The organism is Solirubrobacter ginsenosidimutans (genome assembly GCF_027587205.1).
The window spans coordinates 86,495-100,233 of the sequence record NZ_JAPDOD010000020.1; the positions used below are offsets into that span (position 1 = coordinate 86,495).

Consider the following 13,739-nt stretch of genomic DNA (forward strand, 5'->3'; position numbering starts at 1 on the left):
CGCCATGACCGATAACGATCTCGTCAAGCGGCTGGCCTGGTCCGGGCTGCTCGCCGGAACCGGTGCACTGGCCTCGATCGTGACCACCCGCATCGCGGCCGTGGTATTCCGCCGCATCTTTGGGGAAGATCCGCCCGAGTGAAAGACGACGACCCCCAGCGCACCGAAGAGTGGAGCCCGCGCTTCGAAGAAGAGCCGGTGGCTCCGCCCGGTACGCCTGCACAGCAGTCTGAGGCCGCCGCGGGTGCGACCGCGGAGGATGCCACCGCGGCCGCCGCGGCCCGCGAGGCCAAGGCGCAGGCCGAGCGCGCGAGCGCCGAGGCACGCGGTGCGGAGCTGCGCCAGCAGTTGCGCGAGACCGACGAGCGCCGCGCCGAGGAGGAGACCGCCAAGGCCCACGACGAGGTCGAGGCCGCGGAGCAGCAGGAGGCGAAGCTCTCGCGCAAGGAGCGCAAGGCTCATGAAGCGCGCCAGCGCGCCGAGGCCGAAGCCGCAAGGGCGCGCGAGCAGGCTGCCAACGCCGAGAAGCTGGCCCGCGAGAAGGCAGGGTCCGCCAGGGCCACCGCGAACCTCTCGGGTGCGAACGTGATGTCCCCCGGACTGGGATCAGACACCGACCCCGCGGCCGCTGCCGCGGCGGCGGCCTCATACGAGGCTCCCCCGGCGAAGCCGGCCGAGCCGAGCCCGCTGGAGCGGCCCGAGGTGGTCGCCGGTGTGGCCTTCGCGAGCGCATTCCTGATCGCCCGCATCCTCAAGAGGCTGGTCGACTGACCTATGACGGATCCACAGATATCTGAGCTGGGCAAGGCGATCACCGAGGTCTCCGAGAAGGCCTCGCTGCTCGTCCGCGAGGAGATCGCGCTCGCCAAGGCGGAGCTGACCGAGAAGGCCACCGGGCTCGCCAAGGGCGCGGCCGTCGGCGCCGCCGCGGGCGTCTTCATCCTCACCGGGCTCATCTACTTCCTGCATTTCGTCGCGCTGGGGATCGCCGAGCTCCTCGGCAGCGGCGCGTGGCTCGGCTACCTGATCGTGTCGGGCACCCTGTTCCTACTCGGCGGGCTCGCCGGGTTCCTCGCCGCGCGCTTCTTCAAGAAGGGCTCGCCGCCCACCCCGACGATGGCCATCGAGGAGGCTCAGCTGATCAAGCAGACGCTCACGGCCCCGCATCCCGCGACGCCGTCCGGCGCCGTCACGCCGGCCACGCCCTCGAACGTGGAGGCGAAGCGATGAGCGGCGCGCGCACCCCGCAGGAGATCCGGGCCTCGATCGAGGCCAACCGCGCCGATCTCGCGGTCGCCGTCGAATCGCTGCGCGGCGAAGTCGCCAAGGCGACCGACTGGCGCGGCCAGCTGCGGGCGCACAAGCGTGAAGTGATCATCGGCGCGGCCGTCGCGGGCTTCGTCGTCGGCGGTGGCATCGCGGCCTTCACCGGCCTGCTCACCGGCCGGCGCAGTTCCCGCCGTTACTAGACGGCGGGGGCCGGCGGCGGCGTGTCGGCGGCAGTCGGTCCCGCTGGCGCGATGATGTCGTTCATCGTCTGGTCGTGGCGGAAGTCCCACCACTCGCGGATCGCGATCTGCACCGAGGCGGCGACCGGGATCGCGACCAGCGCGCCGATCACGCCCAGCAGCGTCGAGCCGAACAGCACGGCGACCAGGACGATGAACGGGTGCACGTTGACGGCGCGCTTCTGGATCTGCGGCTGGATCAGCGTGTTCTCGATCTGCTGATAGGCGATCGAGTAGATGACCCAGATGATCGTCGCCGTCGGGAAGTCGCCGAAGACGGTGACGACGCCCACGAGCACGGCGCCGATCGTCGCGCCGACCAGCGGCACGAGGTCGGAGAAGAAGATCACGATCGCCAGGGCGCCGGCGAACGGCACGCCGAGGATCGCCAGGACGATGTAGGCGAGGACGGCGGCGAGCGTCGCCTGCGCGAGCACGCCGCCGACGTACGCGCCGACCGCCTTGCCCATGTGGTCCAGCGCGGTGCGGATCCGCGTGGAGTGCTCGGGTGGTCGCAACTCCAACATGCGGTTCACCCACCCGGCGCCGCTGCCCAGTAGGAACGCCGTCAGCACGAGGATCGTGAACAGCGCGAACAGCGAGTTGACCAGCCCGAGGCCGATGTTGCCCAGCACATTGGCGGCGTCGCCCACCCGCGCGGGGAGCTTGTCGGCCTGTTGCTGCAGCTTCTCCGTGATGTTGTAGTCGGCCTCGATCTTGCGCAGCCGCTCGTTCTTGTTCGTGTAGTCCTGCACGTCCTGCGCGTACCGCGGCAGGTTCTGGATCAGGTTGTTGCCCTGCGTCACGAGCGGCGGGATGATCAGCGCGCCGATCCCGATCGGGATCAACAGCAGGCAGAAATAGACGATCGTGATCGCGAACCCGCGCCGCATCCACTGATTGAGGACGTTGACGGGGCCCGAGAGCGCGACGGCCAAGAAGGTCGCGATCAGCACCCACCCGATCGGCTTGCGCAGCAGGTACACCAGGTACAGCGAGATCGCGAACGACACGAAGATCACGAGCGTGCGCACGATGATCCGCGGCGAGAACGCCGGGATGACCTGGATCGTCGGCGGCTCAGCGTCGCGACGGTTACGAGGATCGAGCGGGACGCCCACCGACGCCCAGGTTCAACCCCGCAACGCTGATTCCTTCATGAACGCGGAAGGGCGAGCCGCAGGCGAGTCCTTCCAGCGACGCGAGCCCGCAGGGCGAGTCGTCGCCCTTTCAGAAAGGGCCGAGCAGATCCGTGCGCAGGCCGGTGACGCCGAGGATTCCCGGGCCGGTGTGCGTCCCGATCACCGGGCCGATCTCCGAGATCAGCTCCGGATCGCGCCCGTAGATCGCGCGACCGCGCTCCGCGAGCCGCTCGGCCTCGGCCGGCGCCTGGATGTGCTGGATCGCGAAGCCGTCACAGCCGTCCTCGCGCCGCTGCTCGAGGTGGGCGACCAGCCGTTCGAACGCCCGGCTCGCCGTTCGCACCCGCTCGACGGGCTGCATCTCGCCCTCGATCGTGAGAATCGGCTTGACCTTCAGCGTCGCGCCGATCCACGCCCGCGCCGCGCCGATGCGCCCACCGCGCCGGAGGTATTCCAGCGTGTCGACCATCACGATGATCTTGAGGTTCTCGCGCATCGCCGCGGCGGCGGCCACCGCGCCGGCCAGGTCGGCACCGCCGGCGACGGCGTTGGTCGCCGCGACCGCCATGAACCCGTGCCCGGCGCAGCCCGTCAACGAGTCGACCACGACCATCTTCTCGGCCTGCATCCCGCGTTCGATCAGCAGGTCGCGCGCCTGCTCGGCCGCTCGGACCGTGCCGGAGATCCCGCCGCTGAGATGGATCGAGAGGATGTCGTCGCCCCGTTCCACGAGCGGCTCATACACGGCGAGGAAATCGCCGACGCTCGGCTGCGACGTGCTCGGCAGCTCGCCGCCCGAGCGCAGGAAGGCGTAGTACGCGTCGTAGTCGGGGAGGTCGATCTCGCGGTCCGTACGCCCGTCCCAGTTCACGTAGAGCGACACCAGGTGCAGGCCATGGCGCTCGATCACCTCGCGCGGGAGATACTGCGTGGTGTCGGTCACGACGGCGACGGTGGACATGCCGCGTGAGCCTATCCCCCGGCTCGGACGAGCGCCGACGCGCCAAAAATGTCGAACGCGTCTCACCCAGACGTCGTAGGGTCACAACCGCGGCGAAGGCGTCGCGGACGAGCCCGAACGGAGGGTGCCATGTTGTTCTACGCGCTGATCTACAACGACGAGTCGATGTACGCCGAGGCGACGCCTGAGGAGAGCGCCGCGATCTTCCAGGCCCACGGCGAATTCGGTCAGGCCGCGCGTGACGCCGGCGTGTTCGCCGGTGGCGACGGCCTGCAGGGGACGCAGAGCGCGACGACGGTCCGCGTGCGCGACGGCGAGCGCATGCTCACCGACGGTCCCTTCTCGGAGACCAAGGAGCAGCTCGGCGGGTTCTACGCGCTCGAGTGCAAGGACCTGGACGAGGCGCTGGCCTGGGCGGCGAAGATCCCGGAGGCGAAGTTCGGCGCCGTCGAGGTCCGCCCGGTGATCGACTACGCCGCGCTCGAGAGCGCCCCGAGCGGGGCCGAGGCCACGGCCTGACCGAACCCCAGCACGTTCTCGTCGACCGCCTGTTCCGGCGCGAGTCCGGACAGGCGGTCGCCGTTCTCGCCCGCATCCTCGGCGATCTCGATCGCGCCGAGGAGGCGGTCCAGGACGCCTTCCTCACCGCGCTCGAGCACTGGCCCGCGCGCGGCGCTCCCGACAACCCGGCGGCGTGGATCGTCACCGCCGCGCGCAACCGCGCACTGGACCGGATCCGCACCGAGCGCCGGTGGGCGGGCCGGCGAGCGGAGCTCGAGGGCGAGCTGCGCGCGCTCGGCGGCGGCGAGGACGAATCCGAAGCGGAGCTTGAGCTCGTGAGCCCGATCCCCGACGAGCGGCTGCGGCTGATCTTCACGACCTGCCATCCGGCGCTCGCGCCCGAAGCCCGGGTGGGGTTGACGCTGCGCGCGCTCGGCGGCCTCACGACGGGCGAAGTGGCGCGGGCGTTCCTGATCTCCGAGCCGGCGATGGCGCAGCGGATCGTCCGCGCCAAGCAGAAGATCGCGTCCGCCGGCATCCGTTACGAGGTGCCGCGCGACGTCGACCTGCCCGCGCGGCTGCGCAGCGTGCTCGCCACCGTCTACCTCGTCTTCAACGCCGGCTACGGCCCGCCGGTGCGCGCCGGCCTGTGCGAGGAGGCGATCCGCCTGGCGCGCGTGCTCGTGGACCTGATGCCCGACGAGCCCGAGGCGATCGGGCTGCTCGCGCTGATGCTCCTGCAGCACTCGCGCCGCGACGCGCGCGTCGACGCCGACGGCCGGCTCGTGCTCCTCCCGGACCAGGATCGCTCGCGCTGGGACGTGACCGCGATCATGGAGGGCGAGCGGCTCGTCGCCCGCGGCTGGCGCCTCGGCCGGCTCGGTCCCCACCTGGCGCAGGCGTCGATCGCCGTCGAGCACTCCCGCGGCTCGGACTGGACGCGGATCGTCTGGCTCTACGACCAGCTGTGGGCGATCTCGCCGACGCCGATCGTCGCCCTCAACCGCGCCGTCGCCATCGCCGAGCGCGACGGCCCGCAAGCCGGCCTGGACCTGATGGACGAGCTCGATCTCGGCGGCTACCACCTCTTCCACGCCGCCCGCGCCGACCTCCTGCGCCGCCTGGACCGCCGCGACGAGGCCGCCGACGCCTACCTAAAGGCCCTGTCCCTCACCGACAGCGAGGTCGAGCGCGACTTCCTTGCACAGAGACTGCACAACATAAAGGGACTGTCCCTTTAGGTTGTGCGCGTGGCTGACGCACTCGCTGTTCATCAACTGCGCAAGCGCTATGGCGCGAATGAGGCGCTGAAGGGCGTCGATCTGAGGATCGGGGCGGGTGAGTTGGTGGGGCTGCTCGGGCCGAACGGGGCGGGCAAGTCGACGCTGGTGAAGATCGCGTGCGGGCTGGTGCGGCCGACGTCCGGGACCGTGCGGCTGGGCGGCGCGATCGGCTATCTCGCGGAGCTGTTCCGCTTCCCCGACTGGCTGAGCGCGGACGAGCTGCTGGTGCTGCACCAGAAGCTCGCGCGCTCGCCGGGCGGCACGGGCGAACGGCGGGAGCTGCTCGAGCTGGTCGGCTTGGCCGAGGTCGCCGACCGGCGGGTGGGCGCGATGTCCAAGGGCATGCAGCAGCGGCTCGGGATCGCGCAGGCGATGATCGGCGATCCGAAGCTGCTGCTGCTGGACGAGCCGACCAGCGCACTGGACCCGGCGGGGCGGCGGACCGTGCGCGAGCTGCTCGAGAACCTGCGCGAGCGCGGTGTGGCGGTGCTGCTGAACTCCCACCTGCTGTCCGAGGTCGAGCTGGTGTGCGACCGGGTGGCGATCATCGCCCGCGGGGAGGTCGTCGCGGCGGGCTCGCCGGACGAGCTCTCGCGCGCCGGCGGGGTCGAGGTGACGACCGGGCGCGGCGTGCGCAGCTTCGGGCAGGCCACGCGCGAGGAGGTCCCGCAGATCGTGCGCGAACTGGTCGAGGCGGGCGAGGACGTCTACGAGGTCCGCGTCGTGCGTTCCTCGCTCGAGGACACCTACCTCGAAGTGGTGGGCGGGAAATGAGCGGCGCGCTGATCATCGCCGGCTTCGCGCTGCGCGAGTCGCTGCGGCGGCGCGTGTTCGTCGTCGTGGCGGTCCTGACGATCGCCTTCCTCGCGCTCTACGGCCTCGGCACCTGGCAGATCTCCAAGGAGACCGGCGACATCAGCAACGGCAGCGGGGTCGACGGCGACATCATCGCGGGCGCGACGCTGCTCGGCCTCTCGATGTTCGCGACGCTCTTCCTCGGCGCGATCCTCGCCGTCTTCCTGACGCTCGGCGCGGTGCGCGGAGACGCCGAGCGCGGGCTGCTGCAGCCGCTGCTCGTGCGGCCGATCTCACGCGCGACGTTCCTGCTCGGGCGCTTCGTCGCGGCGGGCAGCGTGTGCGCGGCGTATGTGATCGTCGTCTTCCTCGCGAGCGCGGTGATCACGAACGTCTTCATCGACTGGTGGCCGGACCAAGTGATCGTCCCCGCGCTCGCGCTCGGCGCGGGCGTGGCGATCATCGCCGCGCTCGCCCTGGCCGGCAGCGTCGTGCTCTCCAGCACCGCCAACGGCATCGCGATCTTCATGCTCTTCGGCGCCGGGCTGACCGCCGGCCTGCTCGGGCAGATCGCCGAGGCGCTCTCCAGCGACACGCTCGAGAACGTCAGCCGCGTGGCCGCCTGGCTGCTGCCGTTCGAAGCCCTCTACCAGTCGGCGCTGAACGGGATCACCTCGGACACCTTCGGCTTCTCCCGCTTCGCGATCGACCTCGGCCCGTTCGGCGGCGCGCAGACGTTCGGCGCGGGGCTGTGGCCCTACGCGCTGGCCTACAGCGCCGCAGTTGGCGCGGGCGCGCTGTGGGCGTTCCGGCGCCGCGACTTGTGAGCGCCCGGGCGGGGTAGGTCACCACCATGATTCCCGTCGAGAACATCACGGACTGGCGCGGACAGGACGTCCTCGACGCCGTCGGCGAGAAGCTCGGCAAGCTCGAAGAGGTCTACTTCGACGGTGAGACCGACGAGCCGACGTTCGCCGCGGTCAAGTCCGGCACGTTCTCGAAGTCGCTCACGCTCGTGCCGCTCACGCGCGCCAGCGTCGGCCGCGACTACGTGCGCGTCGACCGGCCCAAGGCAGAGTTCAAGAAGGCGCCGTCGTTCGACACCGACGTCGAGCTCACGATGGACCAGGAGGCCGAGACCTTCCGCCACTACGGCCTCGACTACACGCCCGCGGGCGAAGGCGCGCGCCGCCTCGCCAAGCGGTAGCTACCGCCGGATCGCGACGAAACGGCGGCCGACGGCGGGGAGCTCGCCCGTGGCGATCAGCCGCTCCTCCTCGTCGCGCAGCTCCGGGCGCAGCGGCCAGCGGTAGAGGTAGGCGCCGGGGACGGGCTCGCCGAGGTCGAACCACGGCGCGAGCTCATCACGGATGTGCCCGACCGAGTACAGGTGCTCGCGCATCTCCGCGACGTGATCGGCCGGGTGCTTGGGGTTGTCGTGCTGGTCCAGCCACCAGGCCGAGGCGCGCTCGTCGAGCGCATCGACGTCGAACTCGTCGATCACGAGGCGGGCGCCGTGGCGCAGGACTTCCGAGAGGCGGCGCAGGGAGTGGCCGAGCGGGACGACGTGGTGCAGCGAGACCATCGCTACCGCGGCGTCGAACGAACGCGGCGGCGCGTCGAGGTCGATCAGCGCGACGGGCAGGACAGCGTCGGAGCCCTTGGGGTCGATGGCGGTGACGTCGTAGCCGGCGGTGCGCAGCAATGCGGCCAGCTCGCCGTCTCCCGCCCCGATCTCGAGGATGCGGGCGGGCGGCGGCGGAAGGGCGGCGCGAACGTAGGCGAGGGCGTCAGGCGCCGGCACCCGGCTCGACGATCCCGTGCTCGTAGGCGAAGACCACCGCCTGCACTCTGTCACGAAGGCCGAGCTTCATCAGGACCCGTGCCACGTGGGTCTTGACGGTCGCGTCGCCGACGATCAGCCGGCTCGCGATCTCCTGGTTGCTGAGCCCGCGGGCGAGCAGCTCGAGCACCTCCAGTTCGCGGGCCGTCAGCTCGGCCAGCGTGGCGGGCGGCGGCTTGGTCGCCACCCGCCGGCCGAACGCCGCGATCACGCGCTGGGTCACCGCCGGGTCGATCAGTGCGTTGCCCGCGGCGACGGTCCGCACCGCGCCGATCAGCTGCTCCGGCGGGGAGACCTTCAGCAGGAAGCCGCTCGTCCCGGCGCGCAGTGCCTCGTAGAGGTACTCCTCCTCGTCGAACGTGGTGAGGACGAGGACCTTGGGCGGGTCCGCGGCGGCGAGCATGCGGCGTGAGGCTTCCAGGCCGTCGAGCACCGGCATCCGGATGTCCATCAGGACGACGTCGGGCCGGACGCGGCGGGCGACCTCGAGCACCTGCTCGCCGTCGGCGGCCTCGCCGACGACCTCGATGTCCTCCTCGGCGTCGAGGACCATCTTCAGCCCGGCGCGCACGAGGAGCTGATCGTCGGCGACCACGACGGAGATCATGTGGAGAGCCTCGCACGGACGAGCCACCCGCCGCCCGGCGCCGGACCGGCTTCCAGCTCGCCGCCGAAGAGCTCGGCGCGCTCGCGCATGCCGACGATGCCGTGCCCCGAGCCCCTGGTGGGAGGGGTGCCGTTGACGCGCGCGCCGTCGTCGCGCACCTCGAGCTGGACCTCTTTGCCGCCGTAGGTGACCGTCACGCCGACGGTCGAGCCGGGCGCGTAGCGCAGCGCGTTCGTGAGCGCCTCCTGCACGATCCGGTAGGCGGACATGTCCAGGCCGGGGGCGAGCTCGACGGGCTCGCCGGCGATCGTCAGCGACGTGTCCAGCCCGGCGCCGCGGACCTGCGTGACCAGCTCCTCGACACGTCGCAGCGACGGCGAAGGTGCCAGCTCGGCGCCGGGATCGGCCTTGCGCAGGATGCCGAGCATGCGGTGCAGCTCGTGGACCGCCTGGCGGCCGGTCTCCTCGACGCCCGCGAGCGCCTCCCGTTCACGCTCACGCGCCGGGTCGCTGCCCAGCAGCCGGCGCACGCCGCCCGCCTGCAGCACCATCACGGACACGCTGTGCGCCACGGCGTCGTGCAGCTCACGGGCGATCCGCGCCCGCTCCTCGACGACCGCGACGCGTGCCTGCTCCTCGCGCTCGAGCTCCACGCGCACGACGTGGCGCTCAGCTGCGGCGCGGCGCTCCTCGTGGCCGCGCAGCGCGCGTCCGCCGCCCCAGGCCAGCAGGTAGAAGCCGGACTGCGCGCCGGCTTGGGCGATCTCCTGGATCCGCCCCGAGGAGAAGTCCACGATCACGTAGGCGAGGCCGATGCCGTAGCCGATCAGCGCGGGCTTCAGGCGCAGCTCGTAGGCGACGGTGAACATCAGGATCAGCTCGGCCAGGAACGGCGAGAGCGGGTCGGTGTCGTAGGTCTGGTCGTGCGCGAGCGACTGCACGACGACGACCGCGGCCAAGGCGCCGAGCGGCTGACGCCGGCGCAGCGCGACCGCGACGCCGTTGACCGCCGCGGCGACGAGCCAGCGCTCGGTGTGCTCGCGCACGAGCGCCTCGAGCACGCCGAGTGCGGCGATGGGGATCGCCATCGCGAGGTCGATCTGCTGGGCGCGGCTCAGTCGCACGATGCGGGCAAGGTACCGGCGCGCGGGGCGCAGTTCATCGGCCTCGCGGATGATCGGAACGTCCGCCGCGCGGGGGACGCGCAATCGCCGGGGCGGGCGACGACGGCAGACGTCGCCGCCCGTAGCTTGCTCGGCATGCTCTCTGACCCCCGCCGCTTCAGCCGCATCGTCGCGGCTGTCGCCCTGATTCTCGCCCCGATCATCACCCTCGCCGGCATGCTCGCCACGCCGTGGGAGGACGAGGCCACGACGGCCAGCTACCACGACGCGCTCGCCGCTCATCCGGGCCAGGCCGGGATCGCCGCACTGCTGCTGCACTTCGGCTATCTGCTGCTGCTTCCGGCCGCGCTCGGGATCATGCACCTCGCCCGCCGCTCGACCCCGAAGGTCGCCCACATCGGCGGCGTCCTCGCCGTGATCGGCCTGGCCACGCTGCCGGGCCTGCTCGTCACCGACTACTACGACCTGGCGCTGGCGCAGAACCTGCCGCGCGCCGAGTCGGTCAAGATCGCCGACGACGCCGCGAGCCACTGGACCGCGGCCGTCCTGCTCGCGAGCACGATCGCGCCGATGTTCTTCGGCCTCGTGACGCTCCTGGTCGCCGCGTTCCGGGCGGGTGTCGTCAAGTTCTGGGCGCCGATCGCGGTCGCCGTCGGCTGGATCCTGCCGTTCGCGTCCGGCACCGGGCTCGTCCCGGCGGCCGCCGGTGCCGTGCTGATCGGCGTGGCGCTGCTGCCGATCGGCATCAAGGTCGCGCGGATGAGCGATCAGGCGTGGGCCGAGGGCGCCGCCGGCCGCGTCCGCACCAAGCGCGCGAAGGCGCCGAAGATGGCGGTGGAGAGCGCCGCCTGACCGGGGAGATGGCGGGCGTCCGCCTCGCGGGCGCCCGCCACGGTCTTCCCGGCGGGCTCGAGCAGCTCACCCCACTCCGCGTACCACCCGTCGAGTGAGACCTCGTCGATCTCCGGGTGAAACTGCACGCCCCACGCGAGGCGGCCGATGCGGAAGCCCTCCGCCCGGCTGCCTTGTGGGCGTTTCAGGATCTCCACCGCGCCCGGCGGCGGCTCGATCCCGTCCTCGTTCCAGTGCAGGGCGTGGGCGCCAGGCGGGATCGCGCCGAGGACCGGGTCATCGGTGTCGAGGGGTTCGATCGGCGCCCAGGTGATCAGCCGGCGGGGCAGGCGGGAGACCTCGCCGCCGCACGCGTGGGCCAGCAGCTGCGCGCCGAGGCAGACGCCGAGGAACGGGATCTCGTGCGCCACGGCCTCGCGGATCAGCTCGACCTCGGGCACGAACTCCGGGTCCCACGCGGACTTCTCGCCGCCGAAGGACACGATCGCGTCGGTCGTGTCGAGGTCAGGCAGCGCGCCGTCGAAGTATTCCGTGACTTCACCCAGCGGGGCTGCGGCGTTGCCGAGGAACGGCTGCTGCAAATGGTGAATGACGGCGATGCGTGGGTAAGTCGTGGGCATGGTCGAGGAAAGCGGTGGTCTCCAGAGCGGCCTCAAGCGCCGCCACGTGACGATGATCTCGCTCGGTGGGGTGATCGGTGCCGGGTTGTTCGTCGGCTCGGGCGCCGTCATCAACCAGACCGGCCCTGCCGCTGTTCTCTCCTATCTTGCCGCGGGCCTGCTCGTGGTGCTCGTCATGCGGATGCTCGGCGAGATGGCGGTCGCCAATCCCAGCACCGGCTCGTTCGCCGACTACGCGGGGCTGGCGATGGGCAACTGGGCTCGCTTCGTCGTCGGCTGGCTGTACTGGTATTTCTGGGTCATCGTGCTGGCCGTCGAAGCGGCCGCCGGCGCAGGAATCATCCAGGAGTGGCTGCCGGGCGTCCCGATCTGGGCGTCCTCGCTCGTGCTCATGCTCGCCCTGACCGCGACCAACCTCGTGTCGGTCAAGGCCTTCGGCGAGTTCGAGTTCTGGTTCGCCTCGATCAAGGTCGTCGCGATCCTCGTCTTCATCGCGATCGCGATGGTCTACGTGATCGGGCACGGCGTCCCGGAGCTGACCGCCAACGGCGGGTTCGCGCCCAAAGGCGGCGTCGCGATCCTGTCCGGGATCGTGATCGTCATCTTCGCCTTCGTGGGGGCGGAGATCGCCACGATCGCCGCCGCGGAGTCCAAAGAGCCCGGTGAGGCGGTCACGCGCGCCACCAACTCGGTGATCGTCCGCGTGCTGACGTTCTACGTGCTCTCGATCTTCCTGATCGTCGCGATCCTGCCGTGGAACTCGGCCGAGCTCGGCAAGTCGCCGTTCGCCGCAGCGCTGGGAGAGATCGGGTTTCCGGCCGCGGAGCAGGTCATGAACGCGGTAGTGCTGACCGCGGTGCTCTCGTGCCTGAACTCCGGGCTCTACGTGGCGTCGCGGATGAACTTCGCGCTGGCGCGGTCCGGTGACGCTCCGCAGTGGATGGTGCGCCTGAACGGGCGCGGCGTGCCGGCCCGGGCGATCCTGATCGCGACCTCGGTCGGCTTCCTGTCGGTGATCGCCAACGTGATCTCGCCGGAGAAGGTCTTCCTCTTCCTGCTGAACTCCAGCGGCGCGGTGGCGCTGTTCGTCTACCTGCTGATCGCGGTCTCGCAGCTCGTGCTGAGGCGGCGGCTGGAAAAGGAGAACCCCGAGCACATCCAGGTGCGGATGTGGCTGTACCCCTACCTGACGTGGTTCACGATTGCGGCGATCGTGGTCGTGATCGGTTCGATGGCGTTCGTCGACGACGTCCGCTCGCAGCTCTACCTCGGCCTCTTGAGCGTGGCGGTCGTGCTCGCGGCCTACTGGCTGAAGTCGCGCCGCGGCGGAGCGGGCGAGCCGGCCGGTGAAGGCCGGTTCACCCGCGAGAGCGACCGCTCACCCGAGCGGTCGGCGACGCCTGGCTAGGCGAGGTTGTTCTTGATCTGCAGCGGCGGGGCGCCCGGCTCGGAGGCGACGGGGGCGTCCTCCGGCGCGTCCTCGGGCGGCACGATGCCGAGCGCGGTGGCGAGCTCGCCGGTCTCGTACATCTCCGTGACGATGTCGCAGCCGCCGATGAACTCCCCGTTGACGAACAGCTGGGGGATCGTCGGCCAGTTGGAGATCGCCGACAGCTCCTGGCGGATGCGCGGGTCCGGGAGGATGTCGACCGCCGCGTAGGAGGCGCTCAGCGCGTCCAGGGCCGCGACCGTGCGGGCGCTGAAACCGCACATCGGCTGCTCCGGGCGGCCCTTCATGAAGAGGATGACTTCGTGCTCGGAGATCGCCTTGGAGATCTCGTCGCGGATGGGATTGGTGGTGCTCACGGTCTACTCCGCCTTGGTGACGAGGGACAGGGCATGGATGGGGCCGCCGATGTCGGCTCCGAACACCGCGTAGACACGGCGATGCTGCTCGATGCGGCTCATACCGGCGAACTCCGGCGCGACAACTTCGGCGCGAAAGTGGTCTTCTGTGCCCGTGAGGTCGATAACCCGGGCAGTGGCGCCCGGAATCGCGGCCTCGATGCGCTGCTTCAGATCGTCCGTAGAGGGCATCTGACGTAGAGCGTAGCGGCCGCTACACTTCGGGAAGTATTGGCCCGGAGACCTCCACGGGAGTAGCAACGTGATCAGCTTCACCGAGAACGGCGCAGAGAAGGTGCAGGAGTTCCTGTCGTCGCAGGGCGCCGACGTGCAGACGTCCGGCCTGCGCGTGGGCGTGCGCGGTGGCGGCTGCTCCGGCTTCCAGTATTCGCTCGCCTTCGACACCGAACGCGACGGGGACACGGTCTTCGAGGACCACGGCCTCCGCATCCTCGTCGATTCCCCCTCGCTCCCGTACGTGCGCGGCGCGGTCGTGGACTACGTCGAGTCGATGCAGGGCGCGGGCTTCAAGGTCGAGAACCCGAACGTCATCGCGGCCTGCGGCTGCGGCTCTTCCTTCCGCGTGGCGGAGGAAGAGGAAGTCTCCGCGGTTTAGTCGACAAACGTTCACTTGTAACGCGCCGTTTCGGCGCTTGAA

The 13,739-nt window shown here is 70.8% G+C and carries 20 protein-coding genes; 12 read left to right on the plus strand and 8 right to left on the minus strand.

Going from position 1 to position 13,739, the window contains the following annotated elements; genetic code table 11:
* Window positions 1-4: 4 nt before the first annotated feature.
* The 4 genes from OM076_RS20800 to OM076_RS20815 are packed head-to-tail and all read left to right on the plus strand — an operon-like array spanning window position 5 to window position 1,469.
* On the plus strand, window positions 5-142 hold the full coding sequence (locus tag OM076_RS20800) for a hypothetical protein (protein ID WP_270041978.1): 138 nt from the start codon (window positions 5-7) through the stop codon (window positions 140-142).
* Complete coding sequence (locus OM076_RS20805) at window positions 139-771, plus strand: hypothetical protein (RefSeq protein ID WP_270041979.1); 633 nt, start codon at window positions 139-141, stop codon at window positions 769-771. Before OM076_RS20800 ends, OM076_RS20805 begins: the two co-directional genes overlap by 4 nt.
* Window positions 772-774: 3 nt before the next feature.
* A complete protein-coding gene (locus tag OM076_RS20810; protein ID WP_270041980.1) occupies window positions 775-1,230 on the plus strand; it encodes a phage holin family protein in 456 nt (151 codons plus the stop codon).
* A complete protein-coding gene (locus OM076_RS20815) occupies window positions 1,227-1,469 on the plus strand; it encodes a DUF3618 domain-containing protein (protein ID WP_270041981.1) in 243 nt (80 codons plus the stop codon). The genes OM076_RS20810 and OM076_RS20815 overlap by 4 nt, the downstream gene beginning before the upstream one ends.
* Here OM076_RS20815 and OM076_RS20820 read toward each other — a convergent pair.
* Together OM076_RS20820 and OM076_RS20825 are read right to left on the minus strand one after the other, a co-directional pair.
* A complete protein-coding gene (locus OM076_RS20820; RefSeq protein WP_270041982.1) occupies window positions 1,466-2,629 on the minus strand; it encodes an AI-2E family transporter in 1,164 nt (387 codons plus the stop codon). The genes OM076_RS20815 and OM076_RS20820 overlap by 4 nt on opposite strands.
* Window positions 2,630-2,738: 109 nt before the next feature.
* Window positions 2,739-3,611 carry a DegV family protein gene (locus tag OM076_RS20825; protein ID WP_270041983.1) on the minus strand — a complete coding sequence of 291 codons (873 nt, stop codon included), beginning with the start codon at window positions 3,609-3,611 and terminating at the stop codon, window positions 2,739-2,741.
* A 129-nt stretch (window positions 3,612-3,740) separates the two neighbouring features.
* Here OM076_RS20825 and OM076_RS20830 point away from each other — a divergent pair, with 129 nt between their 5' ends.
* From OM076_RS20830 to OM076_RS20850, 5 genes are all read left to right on the plus strand, one after another.
* A complete protein-coding gene (locus tag OM076_RS20830; protein ID WP_270041984.1) occupies window positions 3,741-4,130 on the plus strand; it encodes a YciI family protein in 390 nt (129 codons plus the stop codon).
* A gap of 74 nt (window positions 4,131-4,204) precedes the next feature.
* Complete coding sequence (locus tag OM076_RS20835; protein ID WP_270042048.1) at window positions 4,205-5,353, plus strand: RNA polymerase sigma factor; 1,149 nt, start codon at window positions 4,205-4,207, stop codon at window positions 5,351-5,353.
* Between the two features lie 9 nt (window positions 5,354-5,362).
* A complete protein-coding gene (locus OM076_RS20840; RefSeq protein WP_270041985.1) occupies window positions 5,363-6,169 on the plus strand; it encodes an ABC transporter ATP-binding protein in 807 nt (268 codons plus the stop codon).
* Entirely contained in the window at window positions 6,166-7,017 is an 852-nt protein-coding gene (locus tag OM076_RS20845; protein ID WP_270041986.1) for an ABC transporter permease subunit, read from the plus strand. Before OM076_RS20840 ends, OM076_RS20845 begins: the two co-directional genes overlap by 4 nt.
* 26 nt (window positions 7,018-7,043) lie before the next feature.
* Window positions 7,044-7,397: a PRC-barrel domain-containing protein gene (locus OM076_RS20850; RefSeq protein ID WP_270041987.1), complete on the plus strand. Its 354-nt coding sequence runs from the start codon at window positions 7,044-7,046 to the stop codon at window positions 7,395-7,397.
* On the opposite strand, the gene OM076_RS20855 is transcribed toward OM076_RS20850, so the two are convergent.
* The 3 genes from OM076_RS20855 to OM076_RS20865 are packed head-to-tail and all read right to left on the minus strand — an operon-like array spanning window position 7,398 to window position 9,764.
* The gene (locus OM076_RS20855; protein WP_270041988.1) at window positions 7,398-7,994 is read right to left on the minus strand and encodes a class I SAM-dependent methyltransferase; all 597 of its coding nucleotides are present in this window, start codon (window positions 7,992-7,994) and stop codon (window positions 7,398-7,400) included.
* Entirely contained in the window at window positions 7,981-8,640 is a 660-nt protein-coding gene (locus tag OM076_RS20860; RefSeq protein WP_270041989.1) for a response regulator, read from the minus strand. The genes OM076_RS20855 and OM076_RS20860 overlap by 14 nt, the downstream gene beginning before the upstream one ends.
* Window positions 8,637-9,764: a sensor histidine kinase gene (locus OM076_RS20865; protein ID WP_270041990.1), complete on the minus strand. Its 1,128-nt coding sequence runs from the start codon at window positions 9,762-9,764 to the stop codon at window positions 8,637-8,639. Before OM076_RS20865 ends, OM076_RS20860 begins: the two co-directional genes overlap by 4 nt.
* Before the next feature lie 135 nt (window positions 9,765-9,899).
* Between OM076_RS20865 and OM076_RS20870 the strand changes: the two genes are divergently transcribed.
* Window positions 9,900-10,616: a hypothetical protein gene (locus OM076_RS20870; protein WP_270041991.1), complete on the plus strand. Its 717-nt coding sequence runs from the start codon at window positions 9,900-9,902 to the stop codon at window positions 10,614-10,616.
* Here the strand turns inward: OM076_RS20870 and OM076_RS20875 are convergent.
* Window positions 10,532-11,236, minus strand: a complete 705-nt coding sequence (locus OM076_RS20875) for a type 1 glutamine amidotransferase (RefSeq protein WP_270041992.1) — start codon at window positions 11,234-11,236, stop codon at window positions 10,532-10,534. The genes OM076_RS20870 and OM076_RS20875 overlap by 85 nt on opposite strands.
* Here OM076_RS20875 and OM076_RS20880 point away from each other — a divergent pair.
* A complete protein-coding gene (locus OM076_RS20880) occupies window positions 11,235-12,644 on the plus strand; it encodes an amino acid permease (protein WP_270041993.1) in 1,410 nt (469 codons plus the stop codon). The two genes, OM076_RS20875 and OM076_RS20880, sit on opposite strands and share 2 nt — an antisense overlap.
* Here OM076_RS20880 and grxD read toward each other — a convergent pair.
* Together grxD and OM076_RS20890 are read right to left on the minus strand one after the other, a co-directional pair.
* The gene (gene grxD, locus OM076_RS20885) at window positions 12,641-13,042 is read right to left on the minus strand and encodes a Grx4 family monothiol glutaredoxin (RefSeq protein WP_270041994.1); all 402 of its coding nucleotides are present in this window, start codon (window positions 13,040-13,042) and stop codon (window positions 12,641-12,643) included. The genes OM076_RS20880 and grxD overlap by 4 nt on opposite strands.
* Before the next feature lie 3 nt (window positions 13,043-13,045).
* Window positions 13,046-13,273 carry a BolA/IbaG family iron-sulfur metabolism protein gene (locus OM076_RS20890; RefSeq protein WP_270041995.1) on the minus strand — a complete coding sequence of 76 codons (228 nt, stop codon included), beginning with the start codon at window positions 13,271-13,273 and terminating at the stop codon, window positions 13,046-13,048.
* Between the two features lie 70 nt (window positions 13,274-13,343).
* Between OM076_RS20890 and OM076_RS20895 the strand changes: the two genes are divergently transcribed.
* Window positions 13,344-13,697: a HesB/IscA family protein gene (locus OM076_RS20895; protein WP_270041996.1), complete on the plus strand. Its 354-nt coding sequence runs from the start codon at window positions 13,344-13,346 to the stop codon at window positions 13,695-13,697.
* The last annotated feature ends 42 nt before the right edge of the window (window positions 13,698-13,739 follow it).

Bases quoted from the DNA above. Each gene is read 5' to 3' on its own strand.
- OM076_RS20800 (WP_270041978.1), top strand. From the start codon at position 5: ATGACCGATAACGATCTCGTCAAGCGGCTGGCCTGGTCCGGGCTGCTC.
- OM076_RS20810 (WP_270041980.1), top strand. From the start codon at position 775: ATGACGGATCCACAGATATCTGAGCTGGGCAAGGCGATCACCGAGGTC.
- OM076_RS20815 (WP_270041981.1), top strand. From the start codon at position 1,227: ATGAGCGGCGCGCGCACCCCGCAGGAGATCCGGGCCTCGATCGAGGCC.
- OM076_RS20825 (WP_270041983.1), bottom strand. From the start codon at position 3,611: ATGTCCACCGTCGCCGTCGTGACCGACACCACGCAGTATCTCCCGCGC.
- OM076_RS20830 (WP_270041984.1), top strand. From the start codon at position 3,741: ATGTTGTTCTACGCGCTGATCTACAACGACGAGTCGATGTACGCCGAG.
- OM076_RS20845 (WP_270041986.1), top strand. From the start codon at position 6,166: ATGAGCGGCGCGCTGATCATCGCCGGCTTCGCGCTGCGCGAGTCGCTG.
- OM076_RS20850 (WP_270041987.1), top strand. From the start codon at position 7,044: ATGATTCCCGTCGAGAACATCACGGACTGGCGCGGACAGGACGTCCTC.
- OM076_RS20860 (WP_270041989.1), bottom strand. From the start codon at position 8,640: ATGATCTCCGTCGTGGTCGCCGACGATCAGCTCCTCGTGCGCGCCGGG.
- OM076_RS20870 (WP_270041991.1), top strand. From the start codon at position 9,900: ATGCTCTCTGACCCCCGCCGCTTCAGCCGCATCGTCGCGGCTGTCGCC.
- OM076_RS20880 (WP_270041993.1), top strand. From the start codon at position 11,235: ATGGTCGAGGAAAGCGGTGGTCTCCAGAGCGGCCTCAAGCGCCGCCAC.
- OM076_RS20875 (WP_270041992.1), bottom strand. From the start codon at position 11,236: ATGCCCACGACTTACCCACGCATCGCCGTCATTCACCATTTGCAGCAG.
- OM076_RS20890 (WP_270041995.1), bottom strand. From the start codon at position 13,273: ATGCCCTCTACGGACGATCTGAAGCAGCGCATCGAGGCCGCGATTCCG.